Raw genomic sequence first — 16,940 nt, 5'->3', positions numbered from 1 at the left:
CCTCGCTGCCCTCGCAAGCTAACGCCCTGCACGCCAGCTTGACAGGGGCAGGCTGCCCGGGGTTTGGTCCGCGCGACTTCAGACATCCCTTGCCGCAGTCCCTCAGGAGCCCTGCCCCATGATCCCGCGCTATTCCCGCCCCGAGATGACCCGCATCTGGGAGCCCGAGAACCGCTTCCGGATCTGGTTCGAGATCGAGGCGCACGCCTGCGACGCGCAGGCGGAGATGGGCGTGATCCCGCATTCCGCCGCCAAGGCCGTCTGGGAGAAGGGCAACTTCGAGGTGGCGCGGATCGACGAGATCGAGCGCGAGACCCGGCACGACGTCATCGCCTTCCTGACCAACCTCGCCGAATACGTCGGCCCGGAGGCACGCTTCGTGCACCAGGGCATGACCTCCTCCGACGTGCTGGACACCTGCCTCGCGGTGCAGTTGACCCAGGCGAGCGACCTGCTGCTCTCCGGGCTGGACCGGCTGCTGGCGGCGCTGGAGAAGCGCGCGAAGGAGCACAAGGACACCGTCTGCATCGGCCGCAGCCACGGCATCCATGCCGAGCCGACCACCTTCGGCCTGAAGCTCGCCAGCCACTACGCCGCCTTCGACCGCGCTCGCCAGCGCATGGCGAACGCGCGGGCGGAGGTCTCGACCTGCGCGATCTCGGGCGCGGTCGGCACCTATGCCGCGATCGACCCCTACGTCGAGGAGCACGTCGCCCGCGAGATGGGCCTGCAGCGCGAGCCGATTTCCACCCAGATCATCCCGCGCGACCGTCACGCCATGTTCTTCGCCACCCTGGGCGTGGTGGCGAGTTCGATCGAGAACCTGGCGACCGAAATCCGCCATCTGCAGCGCACCGAGGTGCGCGAGGCCGAGGAGTTCTTCCACGCAGGGCAGAAGGGCTCCTCGGCGATGCCGCACAAGCGCAATCCCGTGCTGAGCGAGAACCTGACCGGCCTGGCGCGCACCATCCGCGCGGCCGTGAACCCGGCGCTGGAGAACGTGACCCTGTGGCACGAGCGCGACATCTCGCACTCCAGCGTGGAGCGCGTGTTCGGCCCCGACACCACGATCGCGCTCGACTTCGCCCTGCACCGCATGGCCGGCGTGATCGAGAACCTGCTGGTCTATCCCGAGCACATGCAGGCCAACCTCGACCGGCTGGGCGGGCTGGTCTACTCCCAGCGCGTCCTGCTCGCCCTGACCCAGGCCGGGATCAGCCGCGAGGACGCCTATCGTCTGGTGCAGCAGAACGCGATGAAGGTCTGGCAGCAGGGCGGCGACTTCCTGTCCCTGCTCAAGGCCGATCCCGAGGTCAGCGGCAAGGTGGACGCCGAAACGCTCGACGACTGCTTCGACCCCGGCCACCACACCAAGCACGTCGGCAACGTGTTCTCCCGGGTGTTCCCGGATTAACCACCCAAGAGAAACTTCTTTGAAGCGGCCGTTTCGCCGATTTCAGGCTACGGAAACCACTGAGGTGACAAGTACTTTGTTTTCTCTGCTTGTATATGTACAAAATCTTCTGCATCCTCGTGTACGCTAAAACCAAACTGGCGAACGCGAGATTTTATGTTATCTTTAGCTTCGCTTGTAAGCTGGCGTGACGACGATTGTACAACAATAGAAGTAACAATTGGCAAGCTATTTTGAATACAATAAATTATCGCAGCATCTAACGCTTTTTTAACCTCGGTTTGAGAACCATGCCCAACCCATTTTTTGTCAGGATAGAATGTTTTCCACACTTCGCTATAAGTCACCAAATTGTCCGGGCTGGAACGTGATTGCCTCAATATCACTCGAGTCACATCTTCTCCCGTGTAGGCCATACCTTTTCGTCGCAATCTCTCCGAAACACATTCGTTGAGTGTGTATTTTCCACCAACGGTCACGCCTTTCTTGTTATAGTTGGAAATTAAATTTTCTAACCCTTGATCGTTGAGCTGGTCGATTGACATTCCGCCTCCCATTTACATTCATGAGTCGGTTATATTTCTGAAAGCCGCAAAGGTGACAGGAAACCCAGAAGCCATACCGTCACGCCGCGGTTTAAATTTGGTGCCAAGTTTGCATTCAATAACAGCGCATCTCAAACAAGACCTAATCGCCCTCTCGCAGGCAGCGTGGAGCGTGCCCCTGCAAATTTACCGGTGCCAGAAAGTCGTATAAGCGCCGTAGGTCGGACAGGGCCCCGTCGGTCCAGTCGATCCGATTCACTGGCCAGTGTCACCCAAATTGGCCGCCGAAAGCCTCTGTGCCCAATCCTGGACGCGCGCGTGTTCCGTTACCCGGCCGGCGTCGGCATCGGCGAGCGCTTCCTGGGTGAGGCGGTGGCGCTCCTCCTCATCGGCGACCCAGGCCGCCAGCGCCTGCTTGATCACCCAGCCGCGCGAGCGCTCGCGCCGTTCGGCGATCCGGTCGACCTTGTCCGCAAGCTCGTCGGGCACATGCGCCGTGAAGGTGCGGGTCGCCATCGTCAATCACCGTTAATCAGGAACAATCACCTCTAACGTTACGCCGACCGCCCGATCACGGCAAGTCACAGGCCCGCGCACGAAAGGCCCCGCCAACCTCGGCGGGCCGGCGGGGCTTGCATGTTCCGAAACCCGAGGGCGCGTACCCTCGCGCGCAGGCGCGTCCTACTCGTCCATCACCTGCTGCTTGGCGTCCTCGAAGCACTCGCCCAGGCGCTTGTGCAGGCGGTGTTCGGACAGGTCCGAGAGACCGGCGTCGTCGACGTCCTTCTTGACCTTGTCGATCACGTCCTGGTCGCCTGGCATCTGCATATCCGCCTTGACGACCGAGCGCGCGTACTGCTGCGCCTCCTCGCCCTTCAGGCCAAGCTGCTCGGCCACCCACAGGCCGAACAGCTTGTTGCGCCGGGCGATCGTCTTGAAGCGCAGGTCTTCGTCGTGCTTGTACTTGTTTTCGAAGGCCTCTTCGCGGTCCTTGAAACTGGTCATGCTGGCGCGGTCTCCAGGCGTTGGATTGCCCCATGCACGGGGCGGTGATAGGTCCTGACCTGTCTTATAACGGCTTGCCGGCTTGAGGTGAACCGCCGAGACCACGGTCGGCTACGCTTATCCGCAATCGTCGAGGAGTTCGCGTATGTGCACCGCCGTGCTGCTGCGCCGGCCCGGGCACGACTGGCCGCTGATTCTGGCCGCTAACCGGGACGAGATGCGCGGGCGCCCATGGCAGGCGCCAGCCCGGCACTGGCCGGACCGGCCCGAGGTGGTCGCCGGGCTGGACGCGCTGTCGGGCGGGAGCTGGTGTGGCCTGAATGACTGGGGCGTCACCGCAGCGGTGCTCAACCGCTACGGCTCGCTGGGCTCGGACGCGCAGAAGCGCAGCCGGGGCGAACTGGTACTGGAAGCGCTCGACCACGCCGAGGCGCGCGAGGCGGCCAAGGCGCTGCGCGATCTGGAACCAGGCGCCTACCGCTCGTTCAACCTGCTGGTTGCCGATGCCCGCGAAGCCTACTGGCTGCGCAACCTGGGCGACGGCGAGACCCCGCATGGCGGCCCCGCGGACTCCATCGAAGTACAGGCTGTACCGGAGGGCTTGTCGATGATCACCGCCGGCGAGTTGAACGATCTCAACGACCCCCGGGTCGCCCGCTACCTTGAGGCGTTCCGTAACGCCCCTGCGCCCGATCCCGAAACCGGTGACTGGTCATCCTGGACGCGCTTGCTGGCCGATCGCGCCCCGGCTTCCGGCGCCGGGGTGACTTCGGCTGCCTGCTTCATGCGGGACGACGGTTTCGGAACCTTGTCGTCCAACCTGATCGCCCTGCCAGCCCCGCCGCAGAGCCTGGATGCGGAGCCGCGACCGGCGGAACACCTGTTCGCCGCCGGCCCGCCCAGCCAGACGCCTTACGAACCAGTCGCCGATGTCGGACGCACCGGTCGGTAGGATGGCCACCGCATAGTTTGTCTCTCGGGCAGGGAGTTGGTATAGGACGCCGTTCCCGGCCGGCGCCCCGCACCCGCGGGACTGGAGGCCCGTTGCGGCGGGTCCGGATCTTCACAGCCGGCGATACGCGCGAAGGCGAGCGAGCATGCGACGCAGACGGATTTACGAAGGCAAGGGCAAGGTCCTGTTCGAAGGGCCCGAACCCGGCACCGTGGTGCAGTACTTCAAGGACGACGCGACCGCCTTCAACAACAAGAAGACGGGCACGATCACCGGTAAGGGCGTGCTGAACAACCGGATCAGCGAGTTCATCATGAGCCGGTTGAACGACATCGGCGTGCCCACGCACTTCATGCGCCGGTTGAACATGCGCGAGCAGCTGGTCCGGGAAGTCGAAATCCTGCCCATCGAGGTGGTGGTGCGCAACGTCGCCGCCGGATCTTTCGCCAAGCGCTTCGGGCTGGAGGAAGGCGGCCGCCTGCCCCGCTCGATCATCGAGTATTACTACAAGTCCGATGAGCTGGACGACCCGCTGATCACCGAAGAGCACATCACCGCCATGGGCTGGGCGGCGACCCAGGATCTGGATGAAGTGATGCAGATGTCGCTGCGGGTGAACGACTTCCTGCAGGGCCTGTTCATCGGTTGCGGGCTGACGCTGGTCGACTTCAAGCTGGAGTTCGGTCGGCTGTGGGAGGACGAGGAGATGCGCCTCGTGCTCGCCGACGAGATCAGCCCCGATTCCTGCCGGCTGTGGGACGTCGAGAGCGGCGAGCGGATGGACAAGGACCGCTTCCGCCGAGACATGGGCGGGGTCGAGGAGGCCTATCAGGAGGTCGCGCGGCGCCTGGGCGTGCTGCCCGAAGCTGGGCCGCTGGACTTGAAGGGGCCGAAGACCGTTCAATAGAGAGAGGTCTGCTGCTTCTCGCCCGCTGGGGACTATGTCCAACACCGCCCCTTTGCCGCCGTGCCCTCCGCTCGATGAAACCGACGCTTGGCGCGTGCTGGCAAGCCTCTTGGCCCATGCGCCCGAGCAGTTTACCGACGGCGCGCCGCGGCTGGCGACGCTGAGCCGGGCGCGCCGACTGGACGAGGCCGACCTCGGCACGGATTCCCTGGGCTGCCTGCAGCTTGCCGAACGGGTCGCGGATGTGTTCGATCTGCGCCGGTTGGGTCGGGAGGACCTGCTGCTGGCGCGCCGGGACCTCGGCAGCTGGGTGGATTTCGCTGCGGAAAGCTGGGCCCAGGGCCCCGAACGGTTCATATTCACGTCCTCCGGCAGCCAAGGCGATCCCAAGCGGGTGGTCCATTCGGCCGCACAGCTCTGGGCGGAAGCACGCGTCCTCGCAGATCACCTGCCCGGACGGCGTCGGATCGTATCGCTGGTGCCCGCCCATCATATCTATGGCTTCATCTTCACCGTGCTGCTGCCGCGCGCGCTCAGCGTTCCCGTCCTGGACCTAAGTGCCGAGGGCGCGGGCGCCCTTCGCCGGCACCTGGCCCCACGCGATCTCGTGGTCGCGGTGCCCGCGGTCTGGCGTTACCTCCATCGAGCCCTGGCCGACGTGCCAAAAGGTGTCGCGGGCACCTCCTCCGCCGCGCCGCTGGACGCGGAAACCGCCTGCGGTCTGGTCAACGAAACCGGCTTCGCCCGGATCGTGGAGGTTTACGGGTCGAGCGAGACCGCCGGCATCGGCCTACGCGACGATCCCAACCATCCCTTCGAACTGCTTGCGACCTGGGCGACCGCAGAGGCATGGGACGGGCAGCCGGAAAACGACGCCCCCGGCACCCTGGTGCGTAGCAGCGACGGGGCACGCGTGCAGCCCCCCGACAGGCTGGTTTGGGAAGGACCACGGCACCTGTGCCCCACTGGCCGCCTGGACGGCGCGGTGACGGTCGCCGGGGTCACGGTGCATCCCGATGCCATCGCGCGCAAACTAGCCAGGTGTCCAGGCGTTCAGGACGCACGCGTACGGCCCAGCGGTAACCGGCTGAAGGCGCTGCTGGTCCCCGAGCGCGGCACGGATGCCCTTGCGCTGCGCCGGGACGTCCGGCGCTGGGCGGAAACGACGCTGCAACCGGCAGAACGCCCGATCACCTACACGGTTTCGGATACTGTTCCGCGCGACGCGCTCGGCAAGGAAACCGACTGGCCGCTCGACACACATTAGGCGTCCGGCTTCCAGGGCTATGACCTGGATCATTGCCAGCCGTTATACACTGATTTTTGACAGAAAATGTGGTAGGCGTCTATCGCGCGCCATTGGGGCAACCATGCTTCCTCGCGGGCCCTTATTCCAAGCAACGATAGAGCTTCACTTTTTGGACTTGGTGACCCTGGAGAAGACATTCGGAAAGTTGCGCACGCCGGCTCTGCGCGATCTGGCGGACTATTGGCGCGCCAAGCGTGGGAACGCCGACATGCCACGGCGCAGCGACATCGACCCAAGTCACCTGACCTCACATTTGCCGCACCTGATCCTGGCCGAGGTGCTGTACAACCCGTTGCGCTTCCAATTCCATATGGTCGGGAGCGCGTTGGAACAGCAACTCGGACAGCGCTACACGGGGACCCTGATCGATGCTGGCGCCGGCAGCTTCTTCAAGAGCTATCAAGCCTGCGTCGAACAGGTCCGGCCGACACGGGAATACATGCGCTATAACTTCAACGACGGCGGACCGGTCGGCGAGTTCGAACGCCTGCTGCTCCCGCTGTCGGAAGACGGCAAAACAGTGAGCGCGGTCTTGGGCGGAGCGATCTACAGCGGCTGATGTCACGTACAGAAAACTAAATTAAGTTAATGCCTTAACGACAGCCTCCCTTTATGAGGCTTAGACTGTCGGTGCTGAGACCAGCGTCGACGACGGGCACGCTAAGGAGACGGGACTCCCAAATGACGGCGATCGACTTCGGTGATCCAAACCTGGCCACTCGGTTGGACGCGATGCCCCAGGAACAGCTCGATGCATTGCCATTCGGCATCCTTAAGCTGGACAGCGCGGGACGGATCGTCGGCTACAACCGGATCGAAAGCGAAATCGTGGAAATCGATTTCGCCCGTCGGATCAACCACAACTTCTTCACCGAAATCGCGCCCTGTATGGACAATCCCTTCTTCCGCGGGCGGTTTGAGGAAGGAATCCAGGAGGGCGGGCTGGCCCTCGATTTCGAGTTCGAAACCGACATGGACCCGCGCGCCGACCACATCCGGGTGCGCATGCTGACCTCCAATACCCCGAATCAGTACTGGGTTGCGATCAAGCGGCTGTAGCTTGAGGTGGCACGCCCCGCGCGTCCGGTCGCAAAATCCTTCTCCCGATGGCGGACGTGGCGAATCGCCGCGTCGCATATCAGGTTTTGCTGATATATTCATACTCGTGAATTTAAGAACATCGAAACTCTGATACGCAAACCCTTCGGGAGGGTCATATGATGAAGCGTCTGCTGACCACGGCTTCGCTAGCCCTGGCCATGGCTACGCTTGCGGGCTTGCCGACCGGAAGCGCCCGCGCCGATGAGGCGCCGGCGGCAACCGGCGACGTGCCGGCGGCCGAACTCCAAGAGGCCCGCGGCCTGATGAAAGCTTTCGCGACCAGGCTGATGGGCGAGCTTCAGAACGGGATCGAGGATGGCGGCCCGGCGCATGCGATCGGGGTGTGTGGCGCGGTTGCGCCGGCGATCGCGGGCAGCGTCTCCGATCAGGGCGGCTGGGCCATCGGCCGCACGGCACTCAAGGTGCGCAACCCACGCAACAGCCCCAGCGTGCGCGAACGCGCGGTGCTGATGGACTTCCAGCAACGCCACGCCGCCGGCGAAGACTTCAAGAACATGGAAAGTGCCGCCATCATCGAGGAAGGCAACCGGCGCTACCTGCACTATATGAAGGCGATCCCCACCCAGGACCTCTGCCTCGCCTGTCACGGCAGCGATGTGGCGCCGGAGGTTCAGCAGGCGATCCACGCGCGCTATCCAGCCGACGCGGCCACCGGCTTCGCGCTGGGCGAGCTACGCGGCGCCTTCACCTTCGTCAAGCCGCTCACCCCGAACTGAGCGCGCATGCCCAAGTCCGGGCAATCACGAAAAACGGGGCGGCTCCCAACCTGGGAACCGTCCCGTTCTCTTGCGTGCGCTGAGACAAGCGCCTCTAGACCATCTGCCAGCTGGTCATTCCCAGACCCCGTATGGTGGAGGCGTTTCGGCACGCATCGGGATGGCACAGGTCGCAGATATCACCGATGCTGCGCTATAGCGTGTCGATGGCCGTTTCACACGGGATCTGAAGGGTAAAATCGGGCGCTGTCGCACCAGCGCGGTTGACCCAGCGCCTTCTCCCCGGCAACCGTCCGCCCCCTTCCCGAACAAGGACGCCCGCGCACGGCCATGACCAAGCACATCCACGTTGTCGGCCTCGACGATTTCAACGGCAGTAAGCTACAGCGCATCGACATGCCGGAAGGGCTGCGCGTACATCCTTTGATGGCCTACGAGGAGGTCAAGGGCCAGGACACGATCAACTTCAACGATCTGCTCGAAACCGCCTGCCAGCGATTGCAGGACAGGACCGATCCGCGCGACGGCGTGATCGGCTGGTGGGATTTCCCCACCACCTCGCTGGTGCCGCAAATCTGCCAGCGCTTCGGCCTCCCGGGGCCGAGCCTGGAAAGCGTGTTGAAGTGCGAGCACAAATACTGGTCGCGCTTGGCCCAGCGCGAGGCGATCCCGGACTACATCCCGAACTTCTGCGCGGTCGACCCCTTCCACGACGATCCGAAAAGCCAACTCACCCTGGACTATCCCTTCTGGATCAAACCGGTGAAGGGCTTCGCCAGTCAGCTCGGCTTCCGGATCAACTCGGAGGCGGACTTCGACCATGCGATCGAGATCATCCGGCAGGAGATCGGGCGGCTGGGCGACCCGTTCGACGCGCTGCTCAACAAGGTCGAGCTGCCCGAGGAAGTCGCGGCTGTCGGCGGCCACTTCTGCATCGCCGAGGAGATCATCGGTGGCCGGCAGTGCACGCTGGAAGGCTACGTCCACGAGGGCGACGTGCAGATCTACGGCACGGTGGACTCGATCCGCCTGCCCAACCGCTCCTCCTTCCAGCGCTACCAGTACCCTTCCCGCCTGCCCCGGCGGGTGCAGCGCTGGATGGAGGCGGTCGCCAAGCGGATCATGAGCCACATCGGCTACGACAACGCGACCTTCAACATGGAGTTCTTCTGGGACCCGAAGCGCAAGAAGCTCTCCATGCTGGAGATCAACCCGCGGCTGTCGCAATCTCACGCCGACCTGTTCGAGAAGGTCCACGGCGTGCCGCACTTCCAGATCATGACCGACCTGGCGATCGGCCGCGCGCCGCACTGGACCGGCCGCGAGGGCGAGGCCAACTGCGCCGCCAAGTTCTTCATCCGCCGGTTCAGCGATGCCCGCGTCACCAGTGTGCCGGACGCCGACACGATCCGGCAGCTCGAAGCCGACTTCCCCGGCTGCGAGATCGACGTACGGGTCAAGCCGGGCACGGTGCTCTCCGACCTGAAGGACCAGGACGCCTACTCCTACGAGCTCGCCGACGTCTTCATGGGCGCGTCCAACCAGCAGGAGCTGCTGCGCAACTTCGCCCAGGTCCGCAAGCGCCTGAAATTCCGCTTCGCCAAGCCGACCAAGCACCGCCGCCATCCGGACCCCGAGGAGGCGAGCAGCGTGACGTGACGTGTGCCGCACCGCGGCAGCGGCCCGTCAGGCACGCTCCGAGACGCGTGCCCGGCCGACGGGTTTAGAAGCGCCCGCTGGACTATCGATCCACCCAAACAAATCGGGCGCGTCGTGGCCCCGTTTGGATAACCTCCGCCGTGCTGCAGCGCGAGACCGGTCTATTGACGCGACCGGTTGATCGCCGCACGCTGATCAATTCAATTAATTGAATATCCGAAGCCCTCGAAGGCTTCGGTCATCCGGGGAGGCATGCCATGCGGCGTCAAACACGCGAACGTGGACTGTGTGAACTCTATCAGCAGGATCCGGAAGGCGCCGACGAGTTGATCTTCGGTCGCAAGGCGCATGCCGACCGGCGTGGCTTTCTGCGCGGGGCGGGGCTGGCCGCGATGGGAGCGGTCGTCGGGGCATCGATCCCGTTTCATCGCAACATGCCGGCCGGCCTGATCCCGGCCGCACTGGCGGAAGACACCGCCGGCTTCACGATCGCCGGCAAGGACGGTCTGCGGGTGCTGAACGACCGCCCTTTGAACGCGGAAACGCCGGCGTACCTGCTGGACGACGACATCACGCCGACCGCGCGCCATTTCGTGCGCAACAACGGCATTGCGCCTACCAAGATCGACGCCGACGGCTGGACGCTCAAGATCGACGGACTGGTCAATCAGCCGATGGAGCTGTCGATCGCCGATCTGCGCGAGCGCTTCGAGGTGGTGCGCTACGCCCTGCAGCTGGAATGCGGCGGCAACGGCCGCGCCGCCTTCAATCCGCCGGCCAGCGGCAACCAGTGGACGGTCGGCGCCATCGCCAATTCGGAGTGGACCGGCGTGCGGCTGCGCGACGTGCTGAACGCCGCAGGGGTCAGGCCGGAGGTGATCTACACCGCGCACTACGGCGCCGACCAGCACCTCTCCGGCGATCCGGCGAAGGACGCGGTGTCGCGCGGCATGCCGATGTGGAAAGCGATGGACCCGCACACGCTGATCGCCTTCGAGCAGAACGGCCAACCGATCCACCGCATGAACGGCGCGCCGCTGCGTATCGTGGCGCCCGGCTGGCCAGGCTCCACCTCGCAGAAGTGGCTGACCCGCATCCAGCTGCGCGATGTCGTCCACGACGGACAGAAGATGGGTCCGACCAGCTACCGCACGCCGCGCTATCCGGTCGCCCCGGGGGAGAAGGTGCCGCACGAGGCGATGCAGATCATCGAGTCCATGCCCGTAAAGTCGCTGATCACCTATCCCAGAAGCGGGCACACGCTGCCGGTGGACCACCGCAGCCTGGAGGTCCGCGGTCATGCCTGGGCCGGCGACGAACACGTGACGGAGATGCACGTCACCACCGACTTCGGCGCGACCTGGCAGAAGGCGGAGCTGGAGAGTCCGCCCAACCGCTACAGCTGGCAGCGTTGGCGCGCGCATCTGCGTTTCCCGGCCAAGGGCTACTACGAGATCTGGGCGCGGGCGACCGACAACAAGGGCCGGATGCAACCCTTCACTGTCGCCTGGAACCCGAAGGGTTACCTGAACAACGCCATGCACCGGATCGCCGTACGGGTGAAGGTGTAGGCCGCCATGTTCCTTCGCGGATCCGTCTTGGCGGCCGGATTCCTGACCGGACTCGGCGGCGTTCTCGCCACCGGGTCCGGTCCCGCGACCGCCCAGCAGAATGAATACGGCGGCCTGCCTGAAGGGCCGAACCGCGTGCTGGTGTTCGCCATCTGCAGCGGCTGTCACTCGGTCAAGCTGGTGATGCAGCAGGGCATGACCCGGGCCAAATGGGACGAGACGCTCGACTGGATGGTGGACCAGCAGGGCATGCCCCGGCTGGCCCCCGACACGGAATCCGATGTGCTCGACTACCTCGCGGAGCACTTCAACACCGACCACCGTCCGGGCGGCGCGGGCGGGCTTAGTCCCTACAACAGCATGCAACCGATGATGCCGGCCCAGTAGCGCGCCGCACCAACCTCGGTACGGTTGACAGCGCACCGCCATCTCCGCTTGATTCCCGCTCCGGTTGTTTCATCGGTGGGAGGCACCCGTCATGCTGCCCGATATCCTGCCCGGCTGGGCCAGCCTCGCCCCGTTCCTGCTGGCAACCCTGGCGCTCAACCTGACGCCCGGCGCGGACATGACCTACACGATCGCCCGCTCCGCGGCGCAGGGTCGTGTGGCGGGCTATGCCAGCGCGATGGGCATCGGGCTGGGCTGCTTCGTGCACACCGTGGCCGCCGCGGCCGGCCTGGCGGCGCTGTTGCAGGCGCACCCGGCCGCCTTCCAGGCGGTGAAGTGGATCGGCGCGGCCTACCTGCTGTATCTCGCGTTCAAACTGCTGCTGGCGAAGCCGACGACCGGCGGCGCCGACCTGCCGGCACGCGGCCATGCCCGGGTCTTCTGGGAAGCCACGCTGGTCAACGTGCTGAACCCGAAGGTCGCGATCTTCATGCTGGCCTTCCTGCCGCAGTTCGTCGATCCGACACGCGGGCCGGTTTGGGCGCAGATGCTGGTACTGGGCAGCCTGCTCAACGTTGGCGGCATCGCGATCAACAGCACGGTCGCCAGCCTGGTCGGCCTGGGCGCCCAGCGCATCCAACGCTCGACCCGCCTTCAGCGGGCAATGAACCTCGTCTCCGGTACGCTGCTGGGCGGCCTGGCGGTGCGGCTGGCGCTGATCGAGCGGTAGCCGCCCTAACCGCCGACAAGAAGCACCTGTCGCAGGACAGCCGCGACCTGCTCTCCCTGCATACCCGATCCGCCTTGATGTGTTAGAGCTCGCCAAATAAATTAGCCTCGGCTAACACCTCAACCTCAGACGGCCACACACAGGGAGAACGCGGAGATGTCGACCGGCGCCAGCGTCGGCAGGCTCACCGAGCGCACATCGGATGCCATTCGCGAGGTCTTGGCGGGCCGCCGCACGGGGGCGCGGGCATTCCTACCGTTTCTCGGGCCGGCGGTGGTCGCGTCGGTCGCCTACATGGACCCCGGCAACTTCGCCACCAATATCCAGGCGGGCGCGGGCTACGGCTATTCGTTGCTCTGGGTGGTGCTGGGCGCCAACCTGATTGCGATGCTGTTCCAGGGGCTTTCCGCCAAGCTCGGCATCGTGACGGGGCACAACCTCGCGGAACTGTGCCGCATGCACTATCCGCGCAAGCTAATCTGGGCGATGTGGGGCGTCAGCGAGATCGCGGCGATGGCCACCGACCTCGCCGAGTTCCTGGGCGGCGCGATCGGACTGGCCCTGCTGTTCGGCATGCCGTTGCTGGCCGGCATGCTGGTCACGGCCGTCGTGACCTACGCCATCCTGCTCTTCGAGGGCCGTGGCTTCCGGTTGATGGAATTGGTGATCGGCGCGCTCGTGCTGATCATCGGGTTGAGCTACGTCGCGGAACTGTTCTTTGCCAACGTCGACTGGGCCGGTGTGGGAACTGGCGTGGCGATCCCGCAGCTCCCGGACTTCGGCGCGCTCGTCATCGTGGTCGGCATCGTCGGGGCAACCGTCATGCCGCACGCCGTGTTCCTGCACTCCGGCCTGACCCAGGCGCGGGTTCCGGTCACCACAGAGTCTGAACGGGCGACGCTGGTACGCTTCTCCAACCGCGAAGTCGTCCTGGCGCTTGCCATCGCGGGGCTGGTCAACATGGCGATGGTGGTGATGGCCGCAGCCGCCTTTCACGCCGGCCACAGCGAAGTGGGCGAGATCGATACCGCCTACCACATGCTCACCCCGCTGCTGGGCAGCGCTGCGGCCTCCGTGTTCCTGGTCTCGGTGATTGCCTCGGGCGTGTCCAGTTCGGTGGTCGGGACCATGGCCGGACAGCTGATCATGCAGGGCTTCGTCGGCTTCCGCATCCCGATCTGGGTGCGGCGACTGCTGACCATGGCCCCGTCGTTCGTCGTCGTCGCGCTGGGCGCCAACGTGACCGACGCCCTGGTGCTGAGTCAGGTGGTGCTGAGCTTCGCCCTGCCGATCCCGATGATCGCCCTGGTGCACCTAACCGGGCGCCGCGCTGTCATGGGCAGACACGTCAACGGCCGCTGGACCCATCTGGCGGCGATCATCGGGGCCGGGATCGTGCTCGCTCTGAACAGCGTGTTGCTGCTCGGCACCGTCGGCCTGCCGCTGCCCGGTCTCGGCGTCTAGCGCGGCCGCCGCCACCTGGCCTCGACAGGCGGAGGCGGCGGAGGCGCTTGGAATTTGCTACCGATGTGCGGGCCGGTACTCTTACCGCTCGCGCTTCCAGCTGGTCCCTCCGGGCCCATCTTCCAGCACGATGCCGCGCGCCTTCAGCTCGTCGCGGATCCGGTCGGCGGTGGCGAAGTCCTTGGTCTTACGGGCTTGATTGCGCTCGGCGATTAGGCGTTCGATCTCATCGGCTTCCGCGTCGTCCGCGCCGCCCTTGAACCAGGCCTCAGGGTCCTGTTCGAGCAGGCCGAGCAGCCGCGCGCCAGCAAGCAACGTCGCTTTCGCCCGCGCCGTCTCCGCCGCGTTCTCCGCCTTGTTAAGGGCATGGCCGGCCTCGTAGAGTTGGGCCAGCGCTTCCGGCGTGTTCAGATCGTCGGCCAGCGCCGTGGCCAAAGCCTCCGGTGCCCCGACATCGGGCGCCGGCGTGACCTCTGCGGCGCTGCGCAGGGCGGTGTAGAGACGGTTCAGGTTCGCCGTCGCGTCCGCCAGCTTGTCGCGGTTGAAGTCGAGCGGCTGGCGGTACTGCGCGGAGAGCAGCACCAGCCGGATCGCCTCGCCGGCCCAGCCCTCGTCCAACAGCTCCTTGACGGTGAAGAAGTTGCCGAGCGACTTGGACATCTTCTCGCCGTTCACCACCAGATAGCCATTGTGCATCCAGTAGCGGGCGAACTGTCCGTCGGTGCCGCAATGCGACTGCGCGATCTCGTTCTCGTGGTGCGGGAAGATCAGGTCCTGCCCGCCGCCGTGGATGTCGAAGCTGGTCCCCAGGTGCTTCGCGCTCATCGCCGAGCATTCGATGTGCCAGCCCGGCCGGCCACGGCCCCAGGGGCTGTCCCAGCCGGGCTCGCCGTCCTGCGCCGGCTTCCAGAGCACAAAGTCGGCCGGATCGCGTTTGTAGGGCGCGACCTCGACCCGCGCGCCGGCGACCATCTCCTCCCGGTCGCGCCGCGAGAGCTGTCCGTACTCCGGATCGCTCGGCACGGAGAACAGCACGTGTCCCTCGGCGGCGTAGGCATGGTCGCTGTCGACCAGCCGCTGGATCAACGCGACCATGTCGTCGATGTGCTGGGTCGCGCAGGGCTCGACGCTCGGCTTGAGGGCATTGAGCGCGCCCATGTCGGCGTGGAACGCCTCGGTCGTCCGGCGGGTCAGCGCGTCGATCGTCTCGCCGTTCTCACGCGCGGCGGCAATGATCTTGTCGTCGACGTCGGTGATGTTGCGCGCGTAGGTAACGTGCTCCGCCCCGTAGACGTGGCGGAGCAGGCGGAACAGCGTGTCGAACACCACCACCGGCCGGGCGTTGCCGATGTGCGCGCGGTCGTAGACGGTCGGCCCGCAGACGTACAGCCGGACGTTCGACGGGTCGATCGGCTGGAAGACCTGCTTCTCGCGGGCGAAGGTATTGGTGATCTGGATGTTCGTCACGGCGCGTGCGGGCTCTCTATCTCGGACGGATGGCTTGACGGGTGGACGCCAATCGGCCCGCGATGTAGCAGCTTTACGTCAAGCGTCCAATGGGCGCGGCCGTGCTGCCAGCCTCGCCGGCAAGGAACCCATCGGATGACCAGCATCCCGACCATCCGCCCCGCCACCCCTGACGACGCCGCGCCTCTAGCCGGGCTGGTGGCCGGCCTGATGGCGGACGAGGGCAAGACCAACGCCGGCCCGACGGCTGGGCAGCTCGCGCAGTGGCTGTCCGGCGAGACGCCGATGATCGAGGTGCTGCTGGCCGAACGCGATGGGGCGGCGCTCGGCTATCTCGCCTTCTACCGCGCCTTCTCGCTGTTCCGTCCGGGGCCGGTGATGCTGGTCGAGAACGTTTACGTCGTGCCCGAGACACGCGGCAGCGGGATCGGCAAGCGTCTGCTCGTTGCCGCCGCGCAGACCGCGCTGAACCGCGGCTGGGGCCGGCTGGAGCTAAACGTCGCGGACGGTAATCCCGGCGCCGACGCGGCCTACCGCGCGCTCGGCCTGAGCGCGCCGGGGGAAAGTGTGCGCCGGGTGGAGGACGCCGGTCTAGCAACCCTGGCGGCGCGGCGCTGAGGCCCGGCCCGTCTCACGCATAGGTCCGCTGGCTTTCCGGGATCTCCGCCAAGCGGCGGCGCAGCGCGTCCAGCACGGTCTGTTCCGCGCGGTTGAACGGCGTCGCCGGATTGGCGATCAGATAGATGTCGATTGCCGGCGGTGCCTCGTAGGGCGGCAGGCGCCACAGCAGGCCGTCGCGCACGTCGCGTTCGACCGCGTGGATCGGCAGCACGCCGATGCCGATGCCGGCGACGATCATCCGCCGCACTTCTTCCAGGTGACTGGAGGTCGCGATAATCCGGTCCGCGAGATTTTCCTGCGCACGCAGCAAGGCGACCGGTCGCAGGGCATCGGAGATCTGGTCGGTCTTGAAGGAGACGAAGCTCTCGCTCCTGAGGTCGGCGAGCTGCAGCCCGCGCCGGCGAAACAGGCGATGGCGCGGGCCGCAGAAGAAGCCGAAGTGCTCCCGGAACATCAGGTCGTAGGAGAGTTGCGGGTGGCGCTCGTGCACCAGGCCGAGACCGAGGCTGGCGGTCTTCTGCAGCACCGCGCGCTGCACCTCGGCACTGGTGTCGACCTCGATCGAGTAGGTGATGCCGGGGTGGCGGGCGTGCACGTCGGCCAGCGTCTCGTCGTAGAACGGACAGACGACGTGGCTGGCGGACGCGATCTTGACGTGACCGGTGATCTCCTCGCGCACGTCGCGCAACAACACCGACAGGCGGGAGATGTTGCCGTAGATATCGACGCACTCCCGGTACAGGAGCTCGCCTGCCTCGGTGACGCGGAACGCCCCGCCGCCGCGCTCGATCAACTGCCGGTCAAGCTGCACCTCCAGGCGCTTGAGCGCGCTCGAAACGGTCGGCTGTTTCAACAGCAGACGGTTGGCCGCGCGGGTGATGCTGCCTTCCTGCACGATCACCATGAAGGTGCGCAGCAGGTTCCAGTCGAGCTGCCGGGGAATGCGCTCCAGTTTGGCGTCGTCCATCCGCACCTCCTGCCGCCAGACGCCCACGGATCGGCGACATTATCGATATCTATGTAAACCATTCGCTTTATCTATTTGCGTTATACCGCCCTGCTGGGTCCAAA

The 16,940-nt window shown here is 65.6% G+C and carries 18 protein-coding genes; 13 read left to right on the top strand and 5 right to left on the bottom strand.

The genetic code is table 11. The features are described from left to right. Positions 1 to 118 precede the first annotated feature (118 nt). The gene (purB, locus tag RHOSA_RS0105495) at positions 119 to 1,414 is read left to right on the top strand and encodes an adenylosuccinate lyase (protein WP_027287883.1); all 1,296 of its coding nucleotides are present in this window, start codon (positions 119 to 121) and stop codon (positions 1,412 to 1,414) included. 47 nt (positions 1,415 to 1,461) lie between these two features. On the opposite strand, the gene RHOSA_RS25040 is transcribed toward purB, so the two are convergent. From RHOSA_RS25040 to RHOSA_RS0105485, 3 genes are all read right to left on the bottom strand, one after another. Then, positions 1,462 to 1,959, bottom strand: coding sequence for a hypothetical protein (locus tag RHOSA_RS25040; protein WP_156092569.1), 498 nt, complete (start codon positions 1,957 to 1,959; stop codon positions 1,462 to 1,464). Positions 1,960 to 2,214: 255 nt separating this feature from the next. Continuing rightward, the gene (locus tag RHOSA_RS0105490; RefSeq protein WP_037255748.1) at positions 2,215 to 2,475 is read right to left on the bottom strand and encodes a CopG family ribbon-helix-helix protein; all 261 of its coding nucleotides are present in this window, start codon (positions 2,473 to 2,475) and stop codon (positions 2,215 to 2,217) included. 165 nt (positions 2,476 to 2,640) lie between these two features. Then, the gene (locus RHOSA_RS0105485; RefSeq protein ID WP_027287881.1) at positions 2,641 to 2,964 is read right to left on the bottom strand and encodes a DUF1476 domain-containing protein; all 324 of its coding nucleotides are present in this window, start codon (positions 2,962 to 2,964) and stop codon (positions 2,641 to 2,643) included. A 145-nt stretch (positions 2,965 to 3,109) separates the two neighbouring features. Between RHOSA_RS0105485 and RHOSA_RS0105480 the strand changes: the two genes are divergently transcribed. From RHOSA_RS0105480 to RHOSA_RS0105430, 11 genes are all read left to right on the top strand, one after another. Beyond that, complete coding sequence (locus RHOSA_RS0105480) at positions 3,110 to 3,916, top strand: NRDE family protein (RefSeq protein WP_027287880.1); 807 nt, start codon at positions 3,110 to 3,112, stop codon at positions 3,914 to 3,916. Positions 3,917 to 4,061: 145 nt separating this feature from the next. Then, complete coding sequence (gene purC / locus RHOSA_RS0105475) at positions 4,062 to 4,823, top strand: phosphoribosylaminoimidazolesuccinocarboxamide synthase (RefSeq protein ID WP_027287879.1); 762 nt, start codon at positions 4,062 to 4,064, stop codon at positions 4,821 to 4,823. Between the two features lie 94 nt (positions 4,824 to 4,917). Further along, positions 4,918 to 6,090 (top strand): AMP-binding protein, encoded by a 1,173-nt coding sequence (locus RHOSA_RS20705; protein ID WP_169816600.1) that lies wholly within the window; start codon positions 4,918 to 4,920, stop codon positions 6,088 to 6,090. A gap of 187 nt (positions 6,091 to 6,277) precedes the next feature. After that, positions 6,278 to 6,691 (top strand): PAS domain-containing protein, encoded by a 414-nt coding sequence (locus tag RHOSA_RS25380; protein ID WP_169816599.1) that lies wholly within the window; start codon positions 6,278 to 6,280, stop codon positions 6,689 to 6,691. 122 nt (positions 6,692 to 6,813) lie between these two features. Next, positions 6,814 to 7,191 (top strand): PAS domain-containing protein, encoded by a 378-nt coding sequence (locus RHOSA_RS20700; RefSeq protein WP_051431836.1) that lies wholly within the window; start codon positions 6,814 to 6,816, stop codon positions 7,189 to 7,191. Positions 7,192 to 7,349: 158 nt separating this feature from the next. After that, complete coding sequence (locus RHOSA_RS20695) at positions 7,350 to 7,970, top strand: Tll0287-like domain-containing protein (RefSeq protein WP_051431835.1); 621 nt, start codon at positions 7,350 to 7,352, stop codon at positions 7,968 to 7,970. 330 nt (positions 7,971 to 8,300) lie between these two features. Then, positions 8,301 to 9,629, top strand: a complete 1,329-nt coding sequence (locus RHOSA_RS20690; RefSeq protein ID WP_081728497.1) for an ATP-grasp domain-containing protein — start codon at positions 8,301 to 8,303, stop codon at positions 9,627 to 9,629. 257 nt (positions 9,630 to 9,886) lie between these two features. Continuing rightward, positions 9,887 to 11,200, top strand: coding sequence for a sulfite oxidase (locus RHOSA_RS0105445; RefSeq protein WP_027287877.1), 1,314 nt, complete (start codon positions 9,887 to 9,889; stop codon positions 11,198 to 11,200). A gap of 6 nt (positions 11,201 to 11,206) precedes the next feature. After that, a complete protein-coding gene (locus RHOSA_RS24035; RefSeq protein WP_051431834.1) occupies positions 11,207 to 11,587 on the top strand; it encodes a hypothetical protein in 381 nt (126 codons plus the stop codon). A 91-nt stretch (positions 11,588 to 11,678) separates the two neighbouring features. Continuing rightward, entirely contained in the window at positions 11,679 to 12,317 is a 639-nt protein-coding gene (locus RHOSA_RS0105435) for a LysE family translocator (RefSeq protein ID WP_027287876.1), read from the top strand. Positions 12,318 to 12,473: 156 nt separating this feature from the next. Then, entirely contained in the window at positions 12,474 to 13,781 is a 1,308-nt protein-coding gene (locus RHOSA_RS0105430; protein ID WP_027287875.1) for an Nramp family divalent metal transporter, read from the top strand. Positions 13,782 to 13,862: 81 nt separating this feature from the next. Here RHOSA_RS0105430 and cysS read toward each other — a convergent pair whose 3' ends face one another. Beyond that, positions 13,863 to 15,248, bottom strand: coding sequence for a cysteine--tRNA ligase (cysS, locus tag RHOSA_RS0105425; protein ID WP_027287874.1), 1,386 nt, complete (start codon positions 15,246 to 15,248; stop codon positions 13,863 to 13,865). A gap of 135 nt (positions 15,249 to 15,383) precedes the next feature. Between cysS and RHOSA_RS0105420 the strand changes: the two genes are divergently transcribed. Further along, the gene (locus RHOSA_RS0105420) at positions 15,384 to 15,866 is read left to right on the top strand and encodes a GNAT family N-acetyltransferase (RefSeq protein ID WP_027287873.1); all 483 of its coding nucleotides are present in this window, start codon (positions 15,384 to 15,386) and stop codon (positions 15,864 to 15,866) included. 13 nt (positions 15,867 to 15,879) lie between these two features. On the opposite strand, the gene RHOSA_RS0105415 is transcribed toward RHOSA_RS0105420, so the two are convergent. Further along, positions 15,880 to 16,836 carry a LysR family transcriptional regulator gene (locus RHOSA_RS0105415; RefSeq protein WP_027287872.1) on the bottom strand — a complete coding sequence of 319 codons (957 nt, stop codon included), beginning with the start codon at positions 16,834 to 16,836 and terminating at the stop codon, positions 15,880 to 15,882. Positions 16,837 to 16,940: the final 104 nt, after the last annotated feature.

Origin of the sequence: Rhodovibrio salinarum DSM 9154 (assembly GCF_000515255.1) — a bacterium.
GTDB classification, from domain to species: Bacteria; Pseudomonadota; Alphaproteobacteria; order Kiloniellales; family Rhodovibrionaceae; genus Rhodovibrio; species Rhodovibrio salinarum.
This window is presented reverse-complemented; position numbering and strand designations above follow the sequence as displayed.